This is a genomic window from Actinopolyspora xinjiangensis (assembly GCF_900104475.1).
Lineage (GTDB): Bacteria > Actinomycetota > Actinomycetes > Mycobacteriales > Pseudonocardiaceae > Actinopolyspora > Actinopolyspora xinjiangensis.
In genome coordinates this window covers 222,719-242,807 of the sequence record NZ_FNJR01000009.1, presented here as the reverse complement: position 1 = coordinate 242,807, position 20,089 = coordinate 222,719, and the positions used below count along the sequence as shown (strand labels likewise).

Genomic DNA, 20,089 nt, shown 5'->3' with positions numbered 1-20,089 from the left:
GCGTCATCGTCGCCGAGGCCGACGCGTGCGCGCACGAGGACGGCTACACGTACATGTACCTTGTCGGAGTGATCGCTCCTGTCACGGACGGAATTCCCACCCCTGTTCGCGATTCGTTCGGATGAGTGAGTGTGCCATTGAAGACGGATGGACTCGAAGAATCTTCGACCTTTCGCTGGACCGGTTTCGTGGTTTCGCTGGTGCTGGCATCGGCAGCGGCGATCGCCGGGTTGGTCGCCCTTTTCACGGGAGTGGGCAGCACACCTGTGGTAGTGCTGTTGTTCTGCTATCTGGCGTGCAAGCTGGTGCTCTACGTCTCGGGCTGGCGGACACCGTTGTACGACAACGCGTCCCGGTAGGGATTGTGCGGAAGGTGTCGAGGTCACGCCTCTCGTGATGGGAGAAGACCTCGGTATCGTTGCTGGTTGTGAGGTGTTTCGGGGGCGGATGGTCGAGTCGTCGAAGACGAGCTCGCCACTTCGCTCGGGCGGACGACCTCTCCGGGAGATGGACTCGATCCGGTCGCGCCCGCCCCGGGAAGTGCACGGGAAGATCGGCTGGTGGGCGGATGATACGCGGCGTGTCGTGGTCGGCACCGAACACCACCGGCGCCAGTGGTTCACCGGAGTCGGACTCCCGCAACCGCCGGCCCGGTGTGGTTCCCCCGAACGTGCCGAGTTCGGTGTGGCGCGCTCACGCCGCGAACGCGCGGACGCGTGACTGGCAGGATGAGACCATGACGACGCGAGGAAACCTCCTGGAACCCCCGGAGACGCTGTTGCCGGAGAACCCCGAAGCACAGGCGGAGCTGGACCGGGGCGACGACCCCTCCGACGTGGCCGCGCGCCACCCCACCCACAGCGAGGCCTGGTCCCGGCTCGCCGAACGCGCGTTGGAGTCCGAACAGCCGGTGGCCGCCTACGCCTACGCGCGTACCGGATACCACCGGGGACTGGACGCGCTGCGCAAGGCTGGCTGGAAGGGATTCGGCCCGGTGCCGTGGCAGCACCGCCCCAACCAGGGCGTGCTGCGTTCCGTGGCGATGCTGGCCAAGGCGGCCAAGGCCATCGGCGAGGACGAGGAGTACGACCGCTGTGCCCAGCTGCTGGCCGACAGCGACCCGGCCTCCCTGGAGGCCAACGGGATATGAGCGGGAGATGAGCCCGTATCGGCGGACCGGGTGGTGACCCGGTCCGCTCCCGGACGGGCATCCCCGACGTGCTCCGCCGGGGCGGAACTCTCCCGCGAACCACCCCGTGACCTTCCCCAGGACCGCCCCCGCGCGGGAGAACTCGAACAGCGCCCCGAGCCGTTCCCGGTGGCCCTACCCGGCCCCTGACTCCGCGCCGAGAGGGACGGGCTGTCCGGATCACGCGCCGTGGCTGCCGGACAATGACGGCGTGCAGCGATTGCGTCAGGAACTGGCCCGACGAGCGCAGCGCCTGCTGCGGAGCGGCATCCCCATCGTGCAGTGCGCGATCTCCGCCGGAATCGCCTGGCTGCTCGCCCGGCACGTGGTGGGTCACCCCGAACCCTTCTTCGCGCCGATAGCCGGGGTGATCGCCCTCGGCGTCTCGCTGGGGCAGCGGTTGCGCCGCGCGGCCGAGCTGGTCGTGGGGGTCAGCGTCGGCGTCGGGGTCGGCGACGTGCTGATCTCGGTCATCGGCACCGGGGCGTGGCAGATCGCGCTGGTCGTCGCGCTCGCCATGAGCACCGCCGTGCTGCTGGACGCGGGCGGTGTGATCGTCATGCAGGCCGCCTCCTCCTCCGTGCTGGTCGCCACCCTGCTCCCACCGGCCACGGCCGGTGGGCTGAACCGCATGGTGGACGCGGCCATCGGCGGCGTGGTCGGTCTGCTCGTGGCCGCGCTGCTGCCCCAGAACCCCCTCGCCGTGGCCCACCGCTACGGCAGGGTGGTGCTCGGTTCGCTGGCCGAGGCGCTGCGCGGGATCTCCGCCGCGATGGCGGGTGAGGACAGCTCGGCCGCCTCCGACGTGCTCGCCGCCGCTCGCAAGAGCCACCGCTCGGTGGAGGAGCTGCGCTCCGCGCTGGCCACGGGGGACGAGATAGCCAGGTTCGCGCCGATCCGCTGGCGCAACCGTGCCGACCTGGAGCACTACAAGGTGGCGGCCACCCCGATCGACCGGGCGCTGCGCAACACGCGTGTGCTCGCCCGGCGTGCGCTGGCCGCGCTGCGCGACGAGGAGCCGGTCCCCGACGCGGTACCCGGCATGCTGGAGGAGCTGGCCGGGGTGGTGGTGCTGCTGCGCGACGAGCTCGCGGACGGTTCGGAGCCGCTGCGCACCAGGGAGGCGGTTCGGGCGGTGGCGCGGCGCACCACGGTGCGCCTGGTCTCCGAGACGGACTTCTCCATGCAGGTGGTGGTGCTGCAGATCCGGTCCATCACGGTGGACCTGTTGCAGGCCACCGGGTTGAGCCGCTCCGAGGCGCTCGACACCCTCCCCTCCCTCCACCCGGAGTCCGATGGCGACTCACCGGGTCCACCCAACGAGCGGCCCCCGGAGTGAGGCCGGTGGGACGGGGGCACCGACAACGCGCGGGGTTCCCGGTCAGCAGCCGTCGAGCACGTCCCGCAGCGCCGACCGCTCGGCCCGGGTGACGCTCAGGTCCCAGTTGTGCTTGGTGCCCACCCAGAACCTCGCGTAGTCGCAGTGGGCGCCCTCGTCCGGCGGCAGCCACTCGTCCGGTGTCTCGTCACCCTTGGACTGGTTGACGTTGTCGGTGACCGCCAGTAGCTGTGGCCCGTCGAGGTCGTTGGCGAACCGCTCGCGCTTCTCCCGCGTCCAGTCGGATGCGCCGGAACGCCACGCCGCCGCCAGCGGCACCACGTGGTCTATGTCCAGGTCGGAAGGGTCGGTCCACGTGCCGTCGTCGTAGGGACTGTGCCAGGTCCCGGAGGTGGGGTAGCAGTCCGAGCCGGTGCGCACGTCCTCCCCGTCCCGGATGAGCACCCGTTCCCGGACGTTGCAGTTCTCGCCCTCGGCCTCGCCCCAGTGCGGGAACTCGTCCCGGTCGTAACCGTCCATCGAGCCCTCCGGGGCGGTCCGCAGCCCGGCGAGCATCTCCTCGGCCCGCGCGACGTCGGGCGTCCCCGGCGGGTTCCCGGCCGAGTCCGTGTCCTCACCGGGAGGGAGGGTCGCGCAACTGAGCACCGCGAGCAGGGGAAGCACGGCCGTCGCCGCCCGCGACGCCTTCCCGACCGGCATGATGCCTCCACGTGTAGCCGGGTCCGCACCTGGAAGGGGAACCCGCTCGGGGACGGTTCGCGGTGATCAGTTTCCCGGCCGTGTTCCGGCGAGCACAATCCCACGGCGGGTGATCCTCCTCCCGTCACCCGGCGGGCGGAACTCAGGGACGTGCCAGCAGCAGGTCCCTGGTGTGCCGGTACCAGGCGCAGCGGTGCAGCGGTCGCGGGTGCGCCACACCGTCCCGCAGGACAGCGGTCTCCTCGAAACTGGCCTGCATCGCGCGCCCGCGCGCCGACTCGCGCCGCCGTCGCGGCCACCTCCGGGTGGTCACCACGGTCACCACCCCGGTCGTGACCGGCGCGGGCTGCGTGGTCAACGGGTCGTCGGTGGGCTCGGGCAGCGCGGGGGCGTCGGCGTCCGGGAAGACCTCCACGGCACGCGCGGAGCCGTGCAGCACGCGCTGGTCGTCGCAGTACACCTGGCCGGTGATCGGCGCGATCGCGCCGCGCCCCAGCAACACCCCACCGGAGTCGTCCCTGATCAGCGGGGCCGGTTTCGCCGGGCGGTCCAGCGCCGTCCCGAAGTCCCCCGGTGGGATGCCCCACACCGAGCTCGCGGGAGAGCGCGTGACCGGGACGTAGCCCACGGACAGCTCCGCTAGTAGATTCTTACGCAGCAGCCGCAGCACCACGGCGGCCAGGTCCGCGTCCGTGCCGTGCACAACCACACGGCCCTCGGACTCGCGCAGTATCGGGTCCAAGTCGGTGCGTGACGGTTGGGACGGCAGGTCGAACCACCGCACGTCGGAACGGGCCGGGCGTGCTTCGCGTTCGATGTTTCCGCAGGATAGTGCGGTGGTAGTCACGTTGAGCTCCTGGTTTACCCTGATCGACCGGCATTAGCAGGTGCCGGGCCTTCCTCGGTGTGGCGACGCACCCGTGGCCACCGACAGCGATGACCCGCCGTTACCAGTTGCACAGACCGCCTCCAGTGACAGGTTGGAGTTTCACATGCCGGCAATCGTGTTGATCGGCGCCCAGTGGGGTGACGAGGGAAAGGGTAAGGCGACCGACCTGCTCGGCGAGCAGGCGCAGTGGGTTGTCCGCTATCAGGGCGGCAACAACGCGGGTCACACGGTGGTGTTGCCGGACGGCCAGGACTTCGCGCTGAAGCTGATCCCCTCGGGGATCCTCAGCCCCGAGGTGCACAACGTGATCGGCAACGGTGTGGTGGTCAGCCCGGAGGCCCTGCTGGAGGAGCTGGACGGCCTGGAGTCGCGCGGGGTGGACACCTCCAAGCTCTCGCTGTCGGCCGACGCGCACCTGGTGATGCCCTACCACGTGGCCATGGACCGCGTCACCGAGCGCTACCTCGGCAAGAAGCGCATCGGCACCACCGGCCGGGGAATCGGCCCCTGCTACCAGGACAAGGTCGCCCGGGTCGGTGTGCGGGCGCAGGACGTGCTGGACGAGAAGATCCTGCGGCAGAAGGTCGAGGCCGCCCTGGAGTACAAGAACCAGGTGCTGGTCAAGGTCTACAACCGGCGCGCGATGGACCCGGAGGAGGTCGTCGACACGGTGCTGGCGCAGGCCGAGCGGTTCGCGGGCCGGGTGGCCGAGACCAAGCTCATGCTGGACCAGGCGTTGAGCAGGAACGAGACGGTGCTGCTCGAAGGCTCGCAGGGCACGCTGCTCGACGTCGACCACGGCACCTACCCGTTCGTGACCTCCTCCAACCCCACGGCGGGCGGCGCCTGCGCCGGAGCGGGGATCGGGCCGAGCCGCATCGACTCGGTGATCGGCATCCTCAAGGCCTACACCACGCGGGTCGGGTCGGGGCCGTTCCCCACCGAGCTCACCGACGAGGCGGGCGAGAACCTGCGCAAGGTCGGCGGTGAGGTCGGTGTGAACACCGGCAGGGACCGGCGGACCGGCTGGTTCGACGCCGTGATCGCGCGCTACGCGACCAGGGTCAACGGCATCACCGACTACTTCCTGACCAAACTGGACGTGCTGTCCGGGCTTGAGACGGTGCCGATCTGCGTGGCCTACGACGTCGACGGGATGCGCACCTCCGAGATGCCGATGACCCAGACCGGCGTGCACCACGCCGTGCCGGTCTACGAGGAGATGCCCGGCTGGCGCGAGGACATCAGCGGGGCGCGCACCTTCGAGGACCTGCCCGCCAACGCCCGCGCCTACATCGAGCGGCTGGAGGAGCTGGCGCAGGCGCGGATCTCGGCGATCGGGGTCGGCCCGGGACGGGATCAGACCATCGTGCGCCACCGGATGGCGTAGGTGCTTCCCGGCTACCGTTTGCGGAGCGGTGCGGGTGGCGGAACCTCTCGCACGGCTCCCGCCGCGGCCAGGCCCGACATCGAGTAGGTACTACGCCACGTCGGGCCTTCCTCGCGGGAGCCGCACGGGAGACTCCGCGGCGGTGCGAACCGCGTGAGCGGGCGCAAGCGGTCGGCGCCGCTTGGCGTAGCTGGCTTGTCGTACCTGCCGGGGGCGTCGGTCGCGGAACCCCGCGTGTCGCGGCGCGCGGGACTCCGGCGTGTGAGGCGGATGCTACCGCGAGGCAGGGCCGCCTCGCCGCGTGGGTCACTACTCACCAGCGGCCCAACGCGGCGAGGCGCCGCCTCACGTGCCGGCTACGCGACCACCGCGCCGGAGCGATCGGCCCGACAACGCGGCGAGGCGCCCGGAGGTTCCGCCGAGCGACCGACTACGCCGAGTGAGACTCCCACTCCTGCCGCGCGTGGTGGGCGATGTCGGGCTGGTCGGCGAACACCGCGTCCACCCCGGTGCCGAACAGCGCGCGGAGGAAGCCGAACACGTCGCCGTAGGCGCTGTCGTCGGCCGAGGTGCGGAAGTCGGCGGGCAGGAAGGCGTTCTCGGCCCGCACCGTGTAGGTGACCACCCGCAGTCCCGCCTCGTGGGCGTCGGAGACCAGGCTGGTGGGCTCGGTGAGGTAGCCCTCCTCGTCCCTGGGCAGGATCATGGTGGAGACCGGGGCCACCCAGTCGGCGTACTCGGACATCTCGCGCAGCCCCGAGGGGGTGACCATGTCGGCGTAGTCGCGCGGATCACCGCTCTCGACGAAGTCGTACGGCGCGCCGCTGCTCCACACCAGCTGCACCAGATCGACGCGCAGCCACCGGTCCAGCCACCGCAGGTTGCCCACCTCGAAGGACTGCACCGCCACCTCGGCGTGCGGGTGGTTCAGCCCGTTGCGGTTGAGCGCGTGCACCACGCGGGGCTCGATGGCGAGCCCGACGGACCGGAAGTAGCTCGGGTGCTTGATCTCCGGTGCGATACCGATCCGCCTGCCGAGCTCGTGGGACAGCTCCCGCTTGAGCTCGATGATCTCCTGGAAGGTCGGGATCTCGAAACGTCCGTCGTAGACGGTGTTGCGCTGCCTGAGCTCGGGCAGCCGTTCGGTCGCCCGCAGTGTCTTGAGCTCGGCCAGGGTGAAGTCCTCGGTGAACCAGCCGGTGACCTCCTTACCGTCGATGACCTTGGTGGTCCTGCGGTCGGCGAACTCCGGGTGCTCGGCCACGTCGGTGGTGCCGCTGATCTCGTTCTCGTGCCTGGCGACGAGCACCCCGTCCTTGGTCGAGACCAGGTCGGGCTCGATGTAGTCGGCGCCCGTCCGCGCCGCCAGTTCGTAGGAGGCCAGGGTGTGCTCCGGTCGGTAGCCCGATGCGCCGCGGTGGCCGAAGACCTGGATCGTCTCGTCCCCTTTCGGGTGATGTAGTTCGGCGTTCGGACGTTTCGCCGCGTTGTCCGGCTGGGCGGTGGAGGACACGGCGAGCGCGGGCAGCGCCACGACGGTCGCCGTGCAGAGCAGCGCGATACCGCGCATCCGTCTCAACGGCACGAATAACCTCCTCGGTAGTGGTTCTCCCCCCGGGCCGGTTCGGATGGGTGGCCGCGTCCGCGCCGGGAAGGCGGGCTGCATCACCCGCACACCCGAGCGCGGCGGACACCCGGTGAAGCGGGCCGGGAAATCGATCCGCACCATCCTCGACCACGTCGGCGAAACCCGCGACGACATCGTGATGAACAACCGAGATCGTCTGGGTCACCGCTCGGTGGGGGGTGAGGACTCGTCCGTCCGGCGAAGCTTTACGCTGCGGGGCGTGCGCATCCTCGTGATTGGTGCAGGCGGCAGGGAACACGCGATCCTGCGGGCGCTCTCCCGCGACCCGGAGGTGACCGCCCTGGCGTGTGCTCCCGGAAACGCGGGCACCGCGATGATCGCCGAGTCGTACTCGGTGGACGTGGCCGCCCCCGATGAGATGGCCGAACTCGCCCTGAAGTGGCGGGCGGACCTGGTGGTCTTCGGGCCGGAGACCCCCCTGGTGGCCGGCGCCGCCGACGCGGTGCGGGCGGCCGGTGTGCCCTGCTTCGGCCCATCCAAGGCGGCGGCACGCATCGAGGGCTCGAAGGCCTTCGCCAAGGACGTCATGCTCTCGGCCGGGGTGCCGACGGCGCACAGCGAGACCGTGGACAACCCGGCGAAACTGGACGCCGCGCTGGTCAACTTCGGCCCCACCTGGGTGGTCAAGGACGACGGGCTCGCCGGGGGCAAGGGGGTGCTGGTCACCAGCGACTTCGACGCCGCCCGTGCCCACGCCCTGAAGCTGCTGGAGGACGGCCACCCGGTGCTGCTGGAGTCGTTCCTCGACGGCCCCGAGGCCTCACTGCTGTGCCTGGTCGACGGCACCACGGTGCGTCCGCTGCTGCCCGCGCAGGACTTCAAACGCGTCGGTGACGGCGACGCGGGCCCCAACACCGGCGGTATGGGGGCCTACGCCCCGCTGCCCTGGGCGCCGGAGGGAATGGTCGACGAGGTCGTCGAGACCGTCGTGCGCCCCACCGTCGAGGAGCTCGCGCGGCGCGGCACGCCCTACTCCGGGCTGCTCTACGCCGGGCTGGCGCTGACCTCGGACGGGCCGCAGGTCATCGAGTTCAACTGCCGCTTCGGCGACCCCGAGACGCAGGCGGTGCTGGCCATGCTCCGCACTCCGCTGGCGAGTCTGCTCACGGCGGTCGCCAACGGGGAGCTGGCCGAGGCGCCCGAGCCCGAGTGGGAGCCCGGCGCCGCCGTGACCGTGATCCTGGCCGCCGAGGGGTACCCGGGCAGGCCGCGCACCGACGACGTCATCGGCGGCAGCGACGGGCCCGGCGTGCTGCACTCCGGCACCCGCAGGCGCGAAACCGACGGGGCGGTGCTCTCGGCGGGAGGTCGCGTGCTGTCCGTGGTCGCCACCGGGCATGACCTGGAGTCGGCGCGGCAGGAGGTCTACCGGCGCGTGGACGGGGTGCACCTGCCCGGAGCGCACTACCGCACCGACATCGCGGCGCGTGCCGCGCGTGGCGAGGTCGCCCTCCCCGGCGACGGTGACTTCGCCCGGAGTTAGGCCCCGTCCTTCGGTGCGCTGTGCCCGGAACCGGCTGTGCTCGGAATTGGCGGGAGCTCGTCGGCGCGGGCGGCGTGGCGGTGCGGGTGGTGTGAGTGGCGGTTCGACGCTCGCGCGCCGGGGAACACCGGTCGCGCCTTGTTAGCCGAGCGTGCCGAGAGCCGACAAGCGCTCCGGGCCTTCCAGCGCCGCGGCCACCCCTGAGATTTTCCCCGAGTTCCTCTCCGAGGAGTGGGGCGCGACCACCGAACTGTGGGAACCTGGAGGAGGTGGCTTCCGGACCGGCGGCGGCCGGTCGGCGGCTGGTTCCCGCGCGCACGCGGAGCCGTGCACTCGTGGTGAGGTGAGCAGCATGTGGTGGAAGGTCGTTCTCGGGTTGCTGGCCCTGTGGCTGGTGCTCTCGGTGGCCGGCGCCGTGATCGGTTTCGTGGTCAAGGGCCTGTTCTGGCTCGCGGTGGTCGGTGGTGCGCTGTTCCTGATCACCGCGGCCGTGGGATGGGCCAAGCGTGACAACCGCCAGGTGGGTGGTGGGAGCCGGAGCAGCCAGCTCCGCTGAGACCGCCGCTCGCCCGGAGCGGCGAGCGCTCCGCTGAGCCCGCCGAGCCGCTCGTTCGGCTGGGCTCAGTCACCGCTCGGGGCCGGGAGAACTCCGTACGAGCGCAGCACCTCCCGAGCCCACTCGGCGCCCTGCCAGCGCAGGGCGTGCAGCCCGGCCGCGCGGGCCGCAGTCACGTTGGGCTCGCGGTCGTCGAAGAACAGGCATCGCCCGGGGGCGGCGCCGAGCCGGTCGAGCAGCACCCGCCAGATCTCCCCGTCCGGCTTGGCCGTTCCGACATCGGCGGAGAAGACCACGTGGTGGAAGTGCTCCACCCAGGGGCTGCGCTCCGCCTGCCGCGCGAACGACCCCGGCGCGTTGGACAGCAGTGCCAGCGGGGTTCCGGACGCGCTCAGCTCCGCCAGCAACAGCAGCGTGTCCGGGTCGGTCTCCGATCAGCCCGCCACGTCGAGGCGGGTCAGCTCCCGCGCCAGCGCCGCGTCCACGTCCGCGCCCAGCCGCTTGCCCACCGCGCTCCAGTACTCGTGGTCGCCGAGGCCCCGGTCGTAGGCGTCGCGTTCGGCGAAGTAAGCCGTGCTGACGCGGTCCAGCGCCGCCCCGTCGACGCCCAGCGCGGTGGTGATGCGCGGCAGCGCCCGGGTGGGTCGGCTGATGACCTCGCCGTAGTCGAAAACGACCCGGCGCGGTTGTTCGCTCGCCGTGTCGCCCATTCCCGTTCTCCCTCCGGTTCGGTCAGCTCGCGTTCCCCACCCGGCGCAGCACCTCGTCGATGTCGGCCGTCCCGACGTCGCGGTGGGTCACGAAGCGCACCCGGCCCGCCATCGGAACCGCGAGCACGCCGAGCCCGCTCAGCCATTCCAGACTGTGCCCGACGTCGGGCACGGCGGCCAGCACGATGTTCGTCCGCGGCGGGGTGACGCTCCAGCCCAGCTCGGTCAGGCCGGTCGCCAGCCGTGCCGCGTTGTCGTGGTCGGTGCGCAGCCTGTCGGTGTCCTCCAGGGCCACCAGCCCGGCCGCCGCGAGCACGCCGCCCTGCCGCACTCCACCGCCGAGCATCTTGCGCATCCGCCGCGCCTCCTCGACGAACTCGCCGCTGCCTGCCACGGCGGAGCCGACCGGAGCGCCGAGTCCCTTGCTCAGGCAGGTCTGCACCGTGTCCGCGCCGACCGTCAGCGTGGCGGGCTGCACGCCCAGTGCGACCGCCGCGTTGAAGATGCGTGCTCCGTCCACGTGGACGCGCAGGCCGTTGTCGCGGGCCGCCGCCACCAGTTGCGCGTGCTCGTCGGGCGGGATCACCGCACCGCCCGCCTCGTTGTGGGTGTTCTCCAGGCACAGCAGGCTGCTGCGCAGCGAGTCGTATCCGCCGCCGTCGGTGGACTCGGAACGCACCAGCCGGGCGCTGGGCCTGCCCGGGCCCGCGTCCCAGTTCAGAGGTTCGGGCATCCCGCCCGCCAGCCACGCCGCCGAGCCCAGCTCGTGGGTCAGCACGTGCGCACCGCGCGGTGCCAGGAACCGGTCTCCGCGCCGCAGGTGCAGCGAGAGCGCGATCAGGTTCCCCATGGTGCCGCTGGGAACCCACAGTGCGTCCTCGGTGCCCAGCAGTTCCGCGACCCTGAGCTCCAGCTCGCGCATGGTCGGGTCGCGGTCGAGCACGTCGTCGCCGACCTCGGCGTCGGCCATCGCCGCGCTCATCCGCTCGTCGGGTCGGGTGACGGTGTCGGAACGTAGATCGATCGGGGCTGTTTTGGTCACGAAAGGATCACACCACATGTGGCCGGTCGTGCGGCACCGGGTGTGCGGACCTGCGGGGATTCGGATTTCCGCCGGGGGTGTGGTGACCGCTCGTTACCGGCGTGCAACCTTGAACGGTGGACGTTCCGTCCTGGCACGTGTCGGCACGCAACGAGCGGAGGCTTCCGCGTGGAACAACGCGAGGAGCAGGAGTTCGCGGAGTATTTCGCGGCTCGGCGAGAGGCGGTGCGTCGGATGGCGTACATGATGTGCGGGGACTGGCACCGAGCGGACGACCTGACGCAGAACGCGTTCATAGCGGTGCACCGCAGGTGGCGCAAGATCCGCGACAAGGAGGCGCTGGACGCCTACGTCCGTCGCACCCTCACCCGCGCGGTGATCGACGACTCGCGCAGGCCCTGGCGGCGGGAGCGGGCGGTGGATGAGCTGCCCGAGCGCTCCGCCGACAGCGTCGACATGGACGACTCCGTCGTCACCCGACGCACGTTGCTCGCCGGGCTGCGGAGGGTGCCGCCGAAGCAGCGGGCCGTGCTGGTGCTGCGTTATCTGGAGGGGCTCGACGTGGCCGGTGTCGCCGAGGTCATGAAGTGCAGCGAGGGCAACGTGAAGAGCCAGACGGCCCGGGGGCTGGAGGCGCTGCGCGCCGCTCTCGGGGATTCGCTCGGTGACCTGCGGTCGATGTCGTGAGGAGGTGTAGGAAATGCGAGAGCAGGAGCTCGCGGACCTGTTTCGCGACGCGGCCGGTCCCGCCCCCGAAGCGACATTCGACGCCGAGGACGTCGCCAGGGCGTCGCGGCGGGTGACGGCCCGCCGTCGGGTCGGTGCGGCGGGCGGCTCCCTGGTGGCGCTGGCCGTGCTGGTCGGCGGGGTCGGCTTCGGAACGGGTTGGCTGGCCCCGGAGTCGGCCAACCGGGCCGAGCACACCGCTCCGGGGATCTCGGGGCGAGCGGGCGAACCCGATCCCCGGGTGGGCAGCCAGCAGCCCGCGCCCACCGCGCTCTCCGTGCCGGGGGACCGTTCATCCGGTTGCGGACCGCCCGACCCGGAGCTGGCGACCGCGTTGTCCGAGCAGCTGCCCGAGGTCGGCGAGGCCAGCGTGCCCGTGGCGGCCGAGCAGTGCCCCGAGGGGACGCGCACCGCCTCGTTCCAGCTACGCGCCGGTGGGGCCAACGGCAACGTGACCGCGATCCTGGGGTCGGCTTCCGCGGTTCCCACCGACGGGGAGGCGAGGTTGCAGCGCCGGGATGACGGGGTGCAGGTGGTCGTGCGTACCGGCAGCGGGCGCGGACTGATCCTGCGCAGCAGTTCCGACTCCGGAGGGGCGCCGCCCCACGAGACCGGGCTGCCCCGGATAGCGGAGCGGTTGGCGGGCGAACTCTGAACCGGTGTCTGAGCCGGTGAGTAAGGCGCTCCGGTGCCTCTCGTGCTGCCGGTCATGTCTGGTCGTGGTGTCGTTCGGTGACGATGTCGTGCTGTGGTGGCTTCGCCCACCAAAGTGGTACGGGCGTGCCACTTTGCGGGTAGTCTTCGCACCCGAAGCGTCGTTCGTGCCGCCGATCGTGGAAGGACGTGCTCACCATGGCTTGGTTGGTGCTGTTGTTCTCCGGAGTGCTCGAAGCGGGCTGGGCGATCTCGCTCAAGCTCTCGGAGGGGTTCAGCAGGCTCGTGCCCAGCCTGGCCTTCCTGGTGCTGGCCACGGGCAGCTTCGTGGGGCTGGCGTGGTCGATGCGTCTGCTGCCGGTGGGGCCGGCCTACGCGGTGTGGACGGGAGTCGGCGCGGCGCTCACCGCCCTCATCGGCATGGTCTGGCTCGGTGACGCCGTCTCGGTGCTCAAGATCCTGTCGATCGTGCTGATCATCGCCGGAGTGCTCGGCCTCAACCTGGCCGGGGTCGGGCACTGATCCGGAGCCCGTGCGTCCGTCGAACTCCCGCGGCTCCCCGCCGGGACACCGGATGATCCTCGGCGGGCGGGAAGCCGCGAGATCGTCGCCTCACATCCCCCAGCCGGGCGGCCGGGATGGCTAGGATCGACGCGATGACGGCGGCGAGTACCCCGAAAGGTGAACGGCGGCGGCACCTGCTCGTGGTCGCGGCGGCCGAACTGCTCTCCGAGGGCGGCTTCGCGGCGATCCGGCACCGCGCGGTGGCCGAACGCGCCCAACTGCCGCTGGCCGCCACCACCTACTACTTCGACTCGCTGGAGGAACTGATCACCGCGGCGGTCCGCCACGAGGCGGAGGAGGAACTCGCCGAGGGCAGGCGCAGACTGGAGGAGCTGTCCGAGCGGCCGCCGGGCGGCGACGAGGTGGTCGAGCTGGTGCTGGACATGCTGCTGGGCACCGACTCCCGCGACGGCGGCACCGAGTCCGTGCTGCTGCGGTACGAACGTCTGGTGGGATCGCCCAGACGCCCCTACCTCGCCGAGTCCATGCGCGATCTGCACGCGCGGCTGCACGAGCTGCTGGCCGAGATCTTCCGGCGCTCGGGGATGGACATCGGTCGCGAGCGGATGCTCGAACTGATCGCGCTGGTGGACGGTGCCGTGGTCAACGCCCTCATCGAGAGTGACCCAGACCCCAGGGGAGCCGCGCGCCGGATGCTGCGCGCCCAGCTGCTCTGATCCCCCCCCCCCGAGCGGTGCCCCGCGAGAGATCCGCGTCCACCCCGCCCGGCCCCGGAAAGATCCGACTCGCGTGCGACGGGCACCGGAGAGCGCCCCGGACATTCCGACGACCTGGGAGTCCTCCCGGGGCGCGGCGGTGAGACAGCCTGCCCGCGAGCGCGCGGACGGCTCGCTGATCCACGTCGCGGCGGGGGTCCCCGAGATCGCCTCGCGGGAGGATCGGCCGTGCGAGGAGCCGGTGATGCCCCGGTGGAAACCGGCACGGTTCGCCACTGACCCGAAGTTCCGGCTCGACGGCTGAACGCGGTGCGCTCCGGACGGCCTCCCGGCTCCGGGACGCCCGGTCACCCGGCGCGGCGATTTCCCGCACGGATGGGTAACGGCTGGGTAGCTGAACGGCTCGGGACTCGCGGCCCGGCCGCACCGGGGCCGCCCGGCGCGTTCATCCGTTGGTGGAAGTATCCTCACCACTCGTGACGGACAAGCCCAGCATTCCCGACCCCCTCGCCTCCCGCTACGCTTCGCCCGAGCTGGTCAGGCTCTGGTCACCGGAGCACAAGATCGTGCTGGAGCGCAGGTTGTGGCTGGCGGTGCTGCGGGCGCAGTCCGAGCTCGGCGTCGAGGTGCCCGACGGCGTGATCGAGGACTACGAGCGGGTGCTGGAACGGGTCGACCTCGACTCCATCGCGGAGCGGGAGCGCGTCACCCGACACGACGTCAAGGCCCGCATCGAGGAGTTCAACGCGCTCGCCGGGCACGAGCAGATCCACAAGGGCATGACCTCGCGCGATCTGACCGAGAACGTCGAGCAGCTCCAGATCCGTCGCAGCCTGGAGCACGTGCGCGACCGCACCGTGGCCGTGCTCGCCCGCCTGGGGCAGCTCGCCACCGAGAACGGCGAGCTGGTCATGGCGGGACGCTCGCACAACGTCGCCGCCCAGGCCACCACCCTGGGCAAGCGGTTCGCCACGGCGGCCGACGAGATGATCGTCGCTTTCCGGCGGCTGGAGGATCTGCTGGCGCGCTATCCGCTGCGCGGCATCAAGGGACCCGTGGGGACCTCGCAGGACGCGCTGGACCTCCTCGACGGTGACCGGGACAAGCTCGCCCAGCTGGAACGCAGGGTCGCCGGGCACCTCGGTTTCGGCAAGGTGCTGGGCAGCGTCGGACAGGTCTACCCGCGCTCGCTGGATTTCGACGTGCTGACCACGCTGTCCCAGCTGGCGGCCGCGCCCTCCAGCCTGGCCAAGACGATCCGGCTGATGGCCGGTCAGGAGCTGGTCACCGAGGGCTTCAAGCCCGGTCAGGTCGGCTCCAGCGCGATGCCGCACAAGATGAACACCCGCTCCTGCGAGCGGATCAACGGCCTCGCGGTGGTGCTGCGGGGCTACGTCTCGATGTCGGGCGAGCTGGCCGGGGACCAGTGGAACGAGGGGGACGTCTCCTGCTCGGTGGTGCGGCGCGTGGCGCTGCCCGACGCGTTCTTCGCGTTCGACGGACTGCTGGAGACGCTGCTGACCGTGCTCGACGAGTTCGGAGCCTTCCCTGCCGTGATCTCCCGTGAGCTCGACCGCTACCTGCCGTTCCTGGCCACCACCAAGGTGCTCATGGCCGCCGTGCGGGAGGGTGTCGGCAGGGAGACCGCCCACGAGGCCATCAAGGAGAACGCGGTCGCGGTCGCGCTGGACATGCGCGAGCGCGGGCTGGAGCGCAACGACCTGCTCGACAGGTTGGCCAACGACGAGCGGCTGCCGCTGGACCGGGAGCGGCTGGGTCAGCTGCTGTCCGACCCGCTGGAGTTCACCGGCGCCGCCGCGGCGCAGGTGCGCGAGGTCACCGAGGAGATCGGCGACATCACCGACCGCCACCCGGAGGCGGCGGGCTACACGCCCTCGCCGATCCTCTGAGGCCCCTCCGCCGGGGACGCCGACGATCTCGCGTGAACTCGCCGCGCACCACCGCTGAGGACAGCGCGGCGGCCTAACCCCAGTGCGCGTCGAAGAAGTCCCGCTCGTACCGGGTGGCGAGCTGGAACAGCCGCAGGCACCTCGCCCGCTCGCGCTCGTCCAGCTCCCCGGCCACCCGGTCCAGCTCGCCGCGCAGCCAGCGCACCCAGTCGGCGAAGTCGGGGCCGTTGTGCAGCGTGATCCACTCCGCCTGCACGAAGTCCTGCGGCAACCGCTCCGGGGCGCGGCCGGCCCACTCCAGGTAGGACCACTCGGCCACGGTCAGCACGGTCAGGACGTCGGCGTAACCGCCCCGTTCGGCCGTGTCGGCCAGCAGTTCGCGGAACGCCACCGTGGCCTCGTCCCGCTCCGGCGCGTTCCGCTCCCGTTCCGGAACCTCCAGCGCGTCGAAGGCGCGGCGGAAGTAGTCGTCCTCGACACCGGTGAGCACCGCGACGCCACCCGCGATGCGCAGTCGCGAGGCGTGCCGGTCGGCCCTGGCCATCCCGGCCCCCAGCAGGGCGAGGAAGAGATCCACGAACTGGTAGTCCTGCACCAGGTAGCCGCGCATCCGCTCGTGGGGAACCGCCCCCTCGAACAGGGCTTCGGTGAACGGGTGGGCGACCACGGCCCCGAAGTCCGGTTCGCTGCGCCGCCGCATCCACTCGGTGAACTCCCCGTCGTGTTCGGTCGACTCCAACCCCGACCTCCTGCTCGTCAGGTACCCGGCCCGCCCCGCCAGGAGTGCTCGGCGGGAGCGCGTTGGTTCGCTCCCCCACGTACTCTGCCGCAACGGCGGCCCGTTGGCCCGTCGGCCGTTCGGGTGAGGCAGAATTCCGAACCGTGGTCGCGCTTTCCGAATACCGTCCGGTGGCAGCGGGCAAGGTCCGCGAGCTCTACGAGGTGGACGACGAGCACCTGTTGATGGTCGCCTCCGACCGGGTCTCCGCCTACGATCACGTACTGGAGACGCCGATCCCGGACAAGGGCCGGGTGCTGACCGCCATGAGCGTGTTCTGGTTCGAACTGCTCGGCGATCTGGTCGACTCCCACTTCGTGGCCGCCGAGGACCCGCGCATCCCGGACGAGGTGCGCGGCAGGGCGCTGCTGGTGCGCAAGCTGGAGATGCTGCCCGTCGAGTGCGTCGCGCGCGGTTACCTCAGCGGCTCCGGGCTGGCCGAGTACCGCGAGACCGGCGAGGTCTGCGGCGTGCCGCTGCCAGACGGCCTCACCGAGGCCTCACGGCTGCCGGAGCCGATCTTCACCCCCGCCACCAAGGCGGAGCTGGGCGAGCACGACGAGAACGTGAGCCTGGCGGCGGTGGCCGCCACCGTCGGCCGGGAGCGCGCCGAGCGGCTGCGGGACACCACGCTGCGGATCTACGAGCGGGCCGCCGAGCACGCCCGCACGCGCGGGGTGATCCTGGCCGACACCAAGTTCGAGTTCGGCCTCGCCGCCGACGGCGCGCTGGTGCTCGCCGACGAGGTGCTGACCCCGGACTCCTCGCGGTACTGGCCCGCCGACGAGTACGCGCCCGGCAGGTCGCAGCCCTCCTTCGACAAGCAGTACGTGCGCGACTGGCTGACCTCGCCGGAGTCCGGGTGGGACCGCGCCTCCGACGCCGCGCCGCCTCCGTTGCCCGAGGAGGTCGTGGCGGCCACCCGGGCGCGTTACGTGGAGGCGTACGAGCGGATAACCGGACGTGATCTCACCGACTGGCCTGGTTGAGAATAATCCTTCCTCGGTTTGCCTCGCGGTGCGGTTGGCGGAACCTCACGAGCCGTCTCGCTGCGGGGGCCTCGACATCGAGTAGGTACTACGCCACGTCGAGGCCGTCCTCGCGAGACGACCCGTGAGAACCCGCGGCGGTGCCAGGTGGGGGTGTGGTAGGAGTTCGGCCTGCGAGGATGGTGAGAGTTCGACGCCGCGCGCGGAGGAGAGCCGCACGGGAGAATCCGCGGCGGTGCCGATTGCGAGGGTGGTCGGGGGTCGTCCTGTGGGGGCGAGCTGCGGGAACGGCAGGGGCTTCGGCCGTAAGCGGTGCTCCGGCGGCTCCGATGCCGAGGCCCGGCGATTTCGCGAGAAATCGACGCCGCGCCGGTGGGGTCGAGTCGCCCCGAACGGCAGCGCCGGACACCCGTCCGGGGCGTGTTGGCCCGACGAGTCCCGGTGGGCGGGTTTTCCCGGGAGGTCATGTCGGTTTCATCCGCCGGTCACCGGCACGACAGGGCGGTCTGGCGCCATGAGCACCGTGAGTACACGGCTCGTGGTCTCGTTGTACGACATCGGCGGTGAGGACCTCGCCCGCTGCGCCCGCTTCGCCGCGCGGCTGGACCGGTCGCGGGTGCCGCTGTCGCTGTTCGTTCCCGCCCCACTGCTGAGCGGCTCCGCCGTGACCGACTGGTTGCGCGAGCGCGTCACCTCGGGCGACGCCCTGGTGCTGCACGGTCTCGAACCACCCCGTCCGGCTCGCACCCGCGGGTTCCACGACGACCGGCGTCGTCCCCGCCACGAGGCCGGGCTGCGGTTGACCGCCGCGAACGCGGTCCTCGACGCGGCCGGTCTCGGTTCCGAGGCGTTCGCGCCGCTGGGCGGCCGGACCTCGGCGGGAACGCTGGCGGCCCTGCGCGCGGCCGGATTCGGTGCCTGCGTCGAGCCGGAGCTGCTGCGGGACCTGCGCACCGGTCGGGTGCTGCGCACGCGGGTGAGAACCCTCTCCGGAGGTCGGGGTGGGTCCGCTCGCTGCCGGGAGGTGCGCTCGGCGGCGGAGCGGGAGGTCCGAGGTGGTCCGGGGCTGATCAGGCTCGCCGTCTCGGCCGGGGACCTGGACCGTCCGGCCCGCCGCGCGGCGGTCCACGACGCGATCGACCTGGCGCTCTCGCACGGTGCCCTGCCCGCGACCTACCCGGAACTGGTCGCGCCTCCGCCTGGACCGCCGCATCCGGCCCTGGCGGTGCGCGGTGTTCCGAATCCGGACCCGCTGACCAGCTGACCGGCTGCGGCGACGCTCGCCGCGAGGCCGCTCCCGGACGGGCGCCGCGTGCCCGGTGCTCGGGTGTCAGGCGTTCGCGGGCCGGGCGTTCGCGGGCGTGCGGAGCGGTCCAGCCGCTCCGCCGCACCCGTGAGGCGCCGAACGCCGGGCCGGAAGTGCCCGTCACACCCCGGTCGGTTCGCCCCGGTTGAGCACGGTGACGGTGGTTCCCTCCGGGCCGAGCCGTTCGAACAGCCCGTAGTGCATCCGCGGCATGGACAGCACGGCCTCGTGGATCGGCACCGCCACGCGCGGCCGCATCGCTCGCAGGAAGTCCACCGCCTCGGAGGCCTTCAGCCAGGGAGCGCCGGTGGGCAGCCCGAGCACGTCCACCCGCTGCGCGGGAACGTGGAAGGAGTCGCCGGGGTGGTAGAAGGCGCCGTGCTCGACCAGGTAGCCGATGTTGGCGATGCGCGGGATGTCCGGGTGGATCACGGCGTGCTGACCGCCGACGACGTTGATCGCCACTCCGGCGAGCTCGAAGGCGTCGCCGGGCCGGGCGGTCTCGGCCTCGATCCCTTTCTCGGACAGGACGGCGGCGGACTCGGTGTCGGCGACCAGCCGCGCGTTCGGGTTGTTGCGCAGCACGTCCGGTAGCCGTTCCAGGTCCAGGTGGTCGTGGTGCTGGTGGGTGAGCAGCACCGCGTCCAGGTCACGCAGCGCCTCGAAGTCGTGGGAGAACGCGCCCGGGTCGATCAGCAGCCGCGCCGCCGAGGTCTCGACGAGCACGCAGGCGTGCCCGTAGTGGGTCAGACGCAAGATTTCCTCCGTTCGTTCGTTTCGTTGTCGATCCCGCGCGAATCGAGCCGCCGTCCGGCGGGCCGGTCACGAGGGCTTCCAGCGGCGCCCCTGCACCATGTCGCCGAACCCCATCCAGACCAGGTTCATCAGGCGCATCGACAGCGCGTCGGCTGTGTACTCCGGATGGTCTATCCACCAGTCCAGCATGGACTCGCCCGCCCCCACGAGGGCGGCCGCGAACGGTTGCATCTGCTCCAGCTGCACCGGCTGCTCGCTGCTGCCCCCGGCGCGTGCCAGCAGTCCGGCGACCAGGTTGAGCGCGCGCTCGCGCCACTCGGAGAGCTCGGCGGTGAAGGGCTGTCCCTGCACGCTCGCCTGGCGGTGCAGGACGGTCCAGCTGGCTCGGTTGTCGTTGACGTACTCGAAGAAGGCGTGCAAGCCGCGCCAGAGCTGTTCGTCCGGGTTCAGGTCCGCGTCGACCGCCTGGGTGATCGAGTCGATCAGCCGGTTCGCCTCCCGTCGGATGCAGGCCACGAAGAGCTCGTCCTTGGCACCGAGGTAGGCGTAGATCATGGGTTTGGAGATCCCCGCGACTTCGGAGATCTCGTCCATCGCCGCCTCGTGATAGCCGTACTTGGCGAACACGGTCACGGCGGCGTCGAGGATCTGGCGCTCGCGTACCTGGCGGGGCAGACGTCTGGACCGTGGTTTTGCGGGGTTTCCGGACGGGTCGGTCCGGTCGTGTCTCGCGTCCTGCACTCTTGGCACGGTAGAACAGTATCGATCAGGGGGTTGTATTGCC

23 protein-coding genes are annotated in these 20,089 nt (G+C 71.4%); 14 read left to right on the top strand and 9 right to left on the bottom strand.

The annotated features are described in order from the left end of the window. Positions 1-131 precede the first annotated feature (131 nt). From BLQ75_RS23545 to BLQ75_RS15290, 3 genes are all read left to right on the top strand, one after another. Positions 132-359 carry a hypothetical protein gene (locus tag BLQ75_RS23545; protein WP_170837512.1) on the top strand — a complete coding sequence of 76 codons (228 nt, stop codon included), beginning with the start codon at positions 132-134 and terminating at the stop codon, positions 357-359. 377 nt (positions 360-736) lie between these two features. Then, positions 737-1,150 (top strand): DUF3151 domain-containing protein, encoded by a 414-nt coding sequence (locus tag BLQ75_RS15295; RefSeq protein ID WP_092602936.1) that lies wholly within the window; start codon positions 737-739, stop codon positions 1,148-1,150. 250 nt (positions 1,151-1,400) lie between these two features. Then, entirely contained in the window at positions 1,401-2,528 is a 1,128-nt protein-coding gene (locus BLQ75_RS15290; protein ID WP_092602860.1) for an FUSC family protein, read from the top strand. A gap of 42 nt (positions 2,529-2,570) precedes the next feature. On the opposite strand, the gene BLQ75_RS15285 is transcribed toward BLQ75_RS15290, so the two are convergent. After that, on the bottom strand, positions 2,571-3,227 hold the full coding sequence (locus BLQ75_RS15285) for an HNH endonuclease family protein (protein WP_092602858.1): 657 nt from the start codon (positions 3,225-3,227) through the stop codon (positions 2,571-2,573). A gap of 142 nt (positions 3,228-3,369) precedes the next feature. Next, a complete protein-coding gene (locus tag BLQ75_RS15280; protein ID WP_170837511.1) occupies positions 3,370-4,074 on the bottom strand; it encodes a hypothetical protein in 705 nt (234 codons plus the stop codon). Positions 4,075-4,219: 145 nt separating this feature from the next. Here BLQ75_RS15280 and BLQ75_RS15275 point away from each other — a divergent pair, with 145 nt between their 5' ends. Beyond that, positions 4,220-5,506, top strand: a complete 1,287-nt coding sequence (locus BLQ75_RS15275; protein WP_092602856.1) for an adenylosuccinate synthase — start codon at positions 4,220-4,222, stop codon at positions 5,504-5,506. A 430-nt stretch (positions 5,507-5,936) separates the two neighbouring features. Here the strand turns inward: BLQ75_RS15275 and BLQ75_RS15270 are convergent, their stop codons facing one another. Next, a complete protein-coding gene (locus BLQ75_RS15270) occupies positions 5,937-7,076 on the bottom strand; it encodes a glycerophosphodiester phosphodiesterase (RefSeq protein ID WP_092602854.1) in 1,140 nt (379 codons plus the stop codon). A 277-nt stretch (positions 7,077-7,353) separates the two neighbouring features. Between BLQ75_RS15270 and purD the strand changes: the two genes are divergently transcribed. Further along, entirely contained in the window at positions 7,354-8,637 is a 1,284-nt protein-coding gene (gene purD, locus BLQ75_RS15265) for a phosphoribosylamine--glycine ligase (protein WP_092602932.1), read from the top strand. A 151-nt stretch (positions 8,638-8,788) separates the two neighbouring features. Continuing rightward, positions 8,789-9,193, top strand: coding sequence for a hypothetical protein (locus BLQ75_RS24215; RefSeq protein WP_244515581.1), 405 nt, complete (start codon positions 8,789-8,791; stop codon positions 9,191-9,193). A gap of 65 nt (positions 9,194-9,258) precedes the next feature. Here BLQ75_RS24215 and BLQ75_RS23915 read toward each other — a convergent pair whose 3' ends face one another. Genes BLQ75_RS23915 through BLQ75_RS15250 form a run of 3 tightly spaced genes read right to left on the bottom strand, consistent with a single transcriptional unit; the run spans position 9,259 to position 10,963 of the window. After that, complete coding sequence (locus BLQ75_RS23915) at positions 9,259-9,603, bottom strand: HAD-IA family hydrolase (protein ID WP_280137849.1); 345 nt, start codon at positions 9,601-9,603, stop codon at positions 9,259-9,261. 24 nt (positions 9,604-9,627) lie between these two features. Further along, entirely contained in the window at positions 9,628-9,903 is a 276-nt protein-coding gene (locus BLQ75_RS23910; protein WP_211481389.1) for an HAD family hydrolase, read from the bottom strand. 22 nt (positions 9,904-9,925) lie between these two features. Further along, on the bottom strand, positions 9,926-10,963 hold the full coding sequence (locus tag BLQ75_RS15250) for a threonine aldolase family protein (protein ID WP_092602852.1): 1,038 nt from the start codon (positions 10,961-10,963) through the stop codon (positions 9,926-9,928). A 150-nt stretch (positions 10,964-11,113) separates the two neighbouring features. Here BLQ75_RS15250 and BLQ75_RS15245 point away from each other — a divergent pair, with 150 nt between their 5' ends. The 6 genes from BLQ75_RS15245 (at position 11,114) to purB (ending at position 15,476) form a co-directional block, all read left to right on the top strand. Next, complete coding sequence (locus tag BLQ75_RS15245; RefSeq protein ID WP_092602850.1) at positions 11,114-11,632, top strand: SigE family RNA polymerase sigma factor; 519 nt, start codon at positions 11,114-11,116, stop codon at positions 11,630-11,632. Between the two features lie 13 nt (positions 11,633-11,645). Then, positions 11,646-12,326, top strand: coding sequence for a hypothetical protein (locus tag BLQ75_RS15240; RefSeq protein ID WP_092602848.1), 681 nt, complete (start codon positions 11,646-11,648; stop codon positions 12,324-12,326). A gap of 197 nt (positions 12,327-12,523) precedes the next feature. Further along, positions 12,524-12,847 (top strand): DMT family transporter, encoded by a 324-nt coding sequence (locus tag BLQ75_RS15235; RefSeq protein ID WP_092602928.1) that lies wholly within the window; start codon positions 12,524-12,526, stop codon positions 12,845-12,847. 134 nt (positions 12,848-12,981) lie between these two features. Next, on the top strand, positions 12,982-13,566 hold the full coding sequence (locus tag BLQ75_RS15230) for a TetR/AcrR family transcriptional regulator (RefSeq protein ID WP_092602926.1): 585 nt from the start codon (positions 12,982-12,984) through the stop codon (positions 13,564-13,566). A 73-nt stretch (positions 13,567-13,639) separates the two neighbouring features. Continuing rightward, the gene (locus BLQ75_RS15225; RefSeq protein WP_092602846.1) at positions 13,640-13,870 is read left to right on the top strand and encodes a hypothetical protein; all 231 of its coding nucleotides are present in this window, start codon (positions 13,640-13,642) and stop codon (positions 13,868-13,870) included. Positions 13,871-14,042: 172 nt separating this feature from the next. Continuing rightward, positions 14,043-15,476 (top strand): adenylosuccinate lyase, encoded by a 1,434-nt coding sequence (purB, locus tag BLQ75_RS15220; RefSeq protein ID WP_092602844.1) that lies wholly within the window; start codon positions 14,043-14,045, stop codon positions 15,474-15,476. Between the two features lie 73 nt (positions 15,477-15,549). Here the strand turns inward: purB and BLQ75_RS15215 are convergent, their stop codons facing one another. Further along, complete coding sequence (locus tag BLQ75_RS15215) at positions 15,550-16,215, bottom strand: TenA family protein (protein WP_211481388.1); 666 nt, start codon at positions 16,213-16,215, stop codon at positions 15,550-15,552. A gap of 143 nt (positions 16,216-16,358) precedes the next feature. On the opposite strand from BLQ75_RS15215, the gene BLQ75_RS15210 reads away from it, so the two are divergent. Both BLQ75_RS15210 and BLQ75_RS15205 read left to right on the top strand, forming a co-directional pair. Further along, positions 16,359-17,243, top strand: coding sequence for a phosphoribosylaminoimidazolesuccinocarboxamide synthase (locus BLQ75_RS15210; RefSeq protein WP_092602842.1), 885 nt, complete (start codon positions 16,359-16,361; stop codon positions 17,241-17,243). Between the two features lie 523 nt (positions 17,244-17,766). Then, complete coding sequence (locus BLQ75_RS15205) at positions 17,767-18,507, top strand: polysaccharide deacetylase family protein (protein WP_170837510.1); 741 nt, start codon at positions 17,767-17,769, stop codon at positions 18,505-18,507. A gap of 162 nt (positions 18,508-18,669) precedes the next feature. On the opposite strand, the gene BLQ75_RS15200 is transcribed toward BLQ75_RS15205, so the two are convergent. Further along, the gene (locus BLQ75_RS15200; protein WP_092602838.1) at positions 18,670-19,305 is read right to left on the bottom strand and encodes an MBL fold metallo-hydrolase; all 636 of its coding nucleotides are present in this window, start codon (positions 19,303-19,305) and stop codon (positions 18,670-18,672) included. Positions 19,306-19,371: 66 nt separating this feature from the next. After that, positions 19,372-20,046: a TetR/AcrR family transcriptional regulator gene (locus tag BLQ75_RS15195; protein WP_092602836.1), complete on the bottom strand. Its 675-nt coding sequence runs from the start codon at positions 20,044-20,046 to the stop codon at positions 19,372-19,374. Between the last annotated feature and the right edge of the window lie 43 nt (positions 20,047-20,089).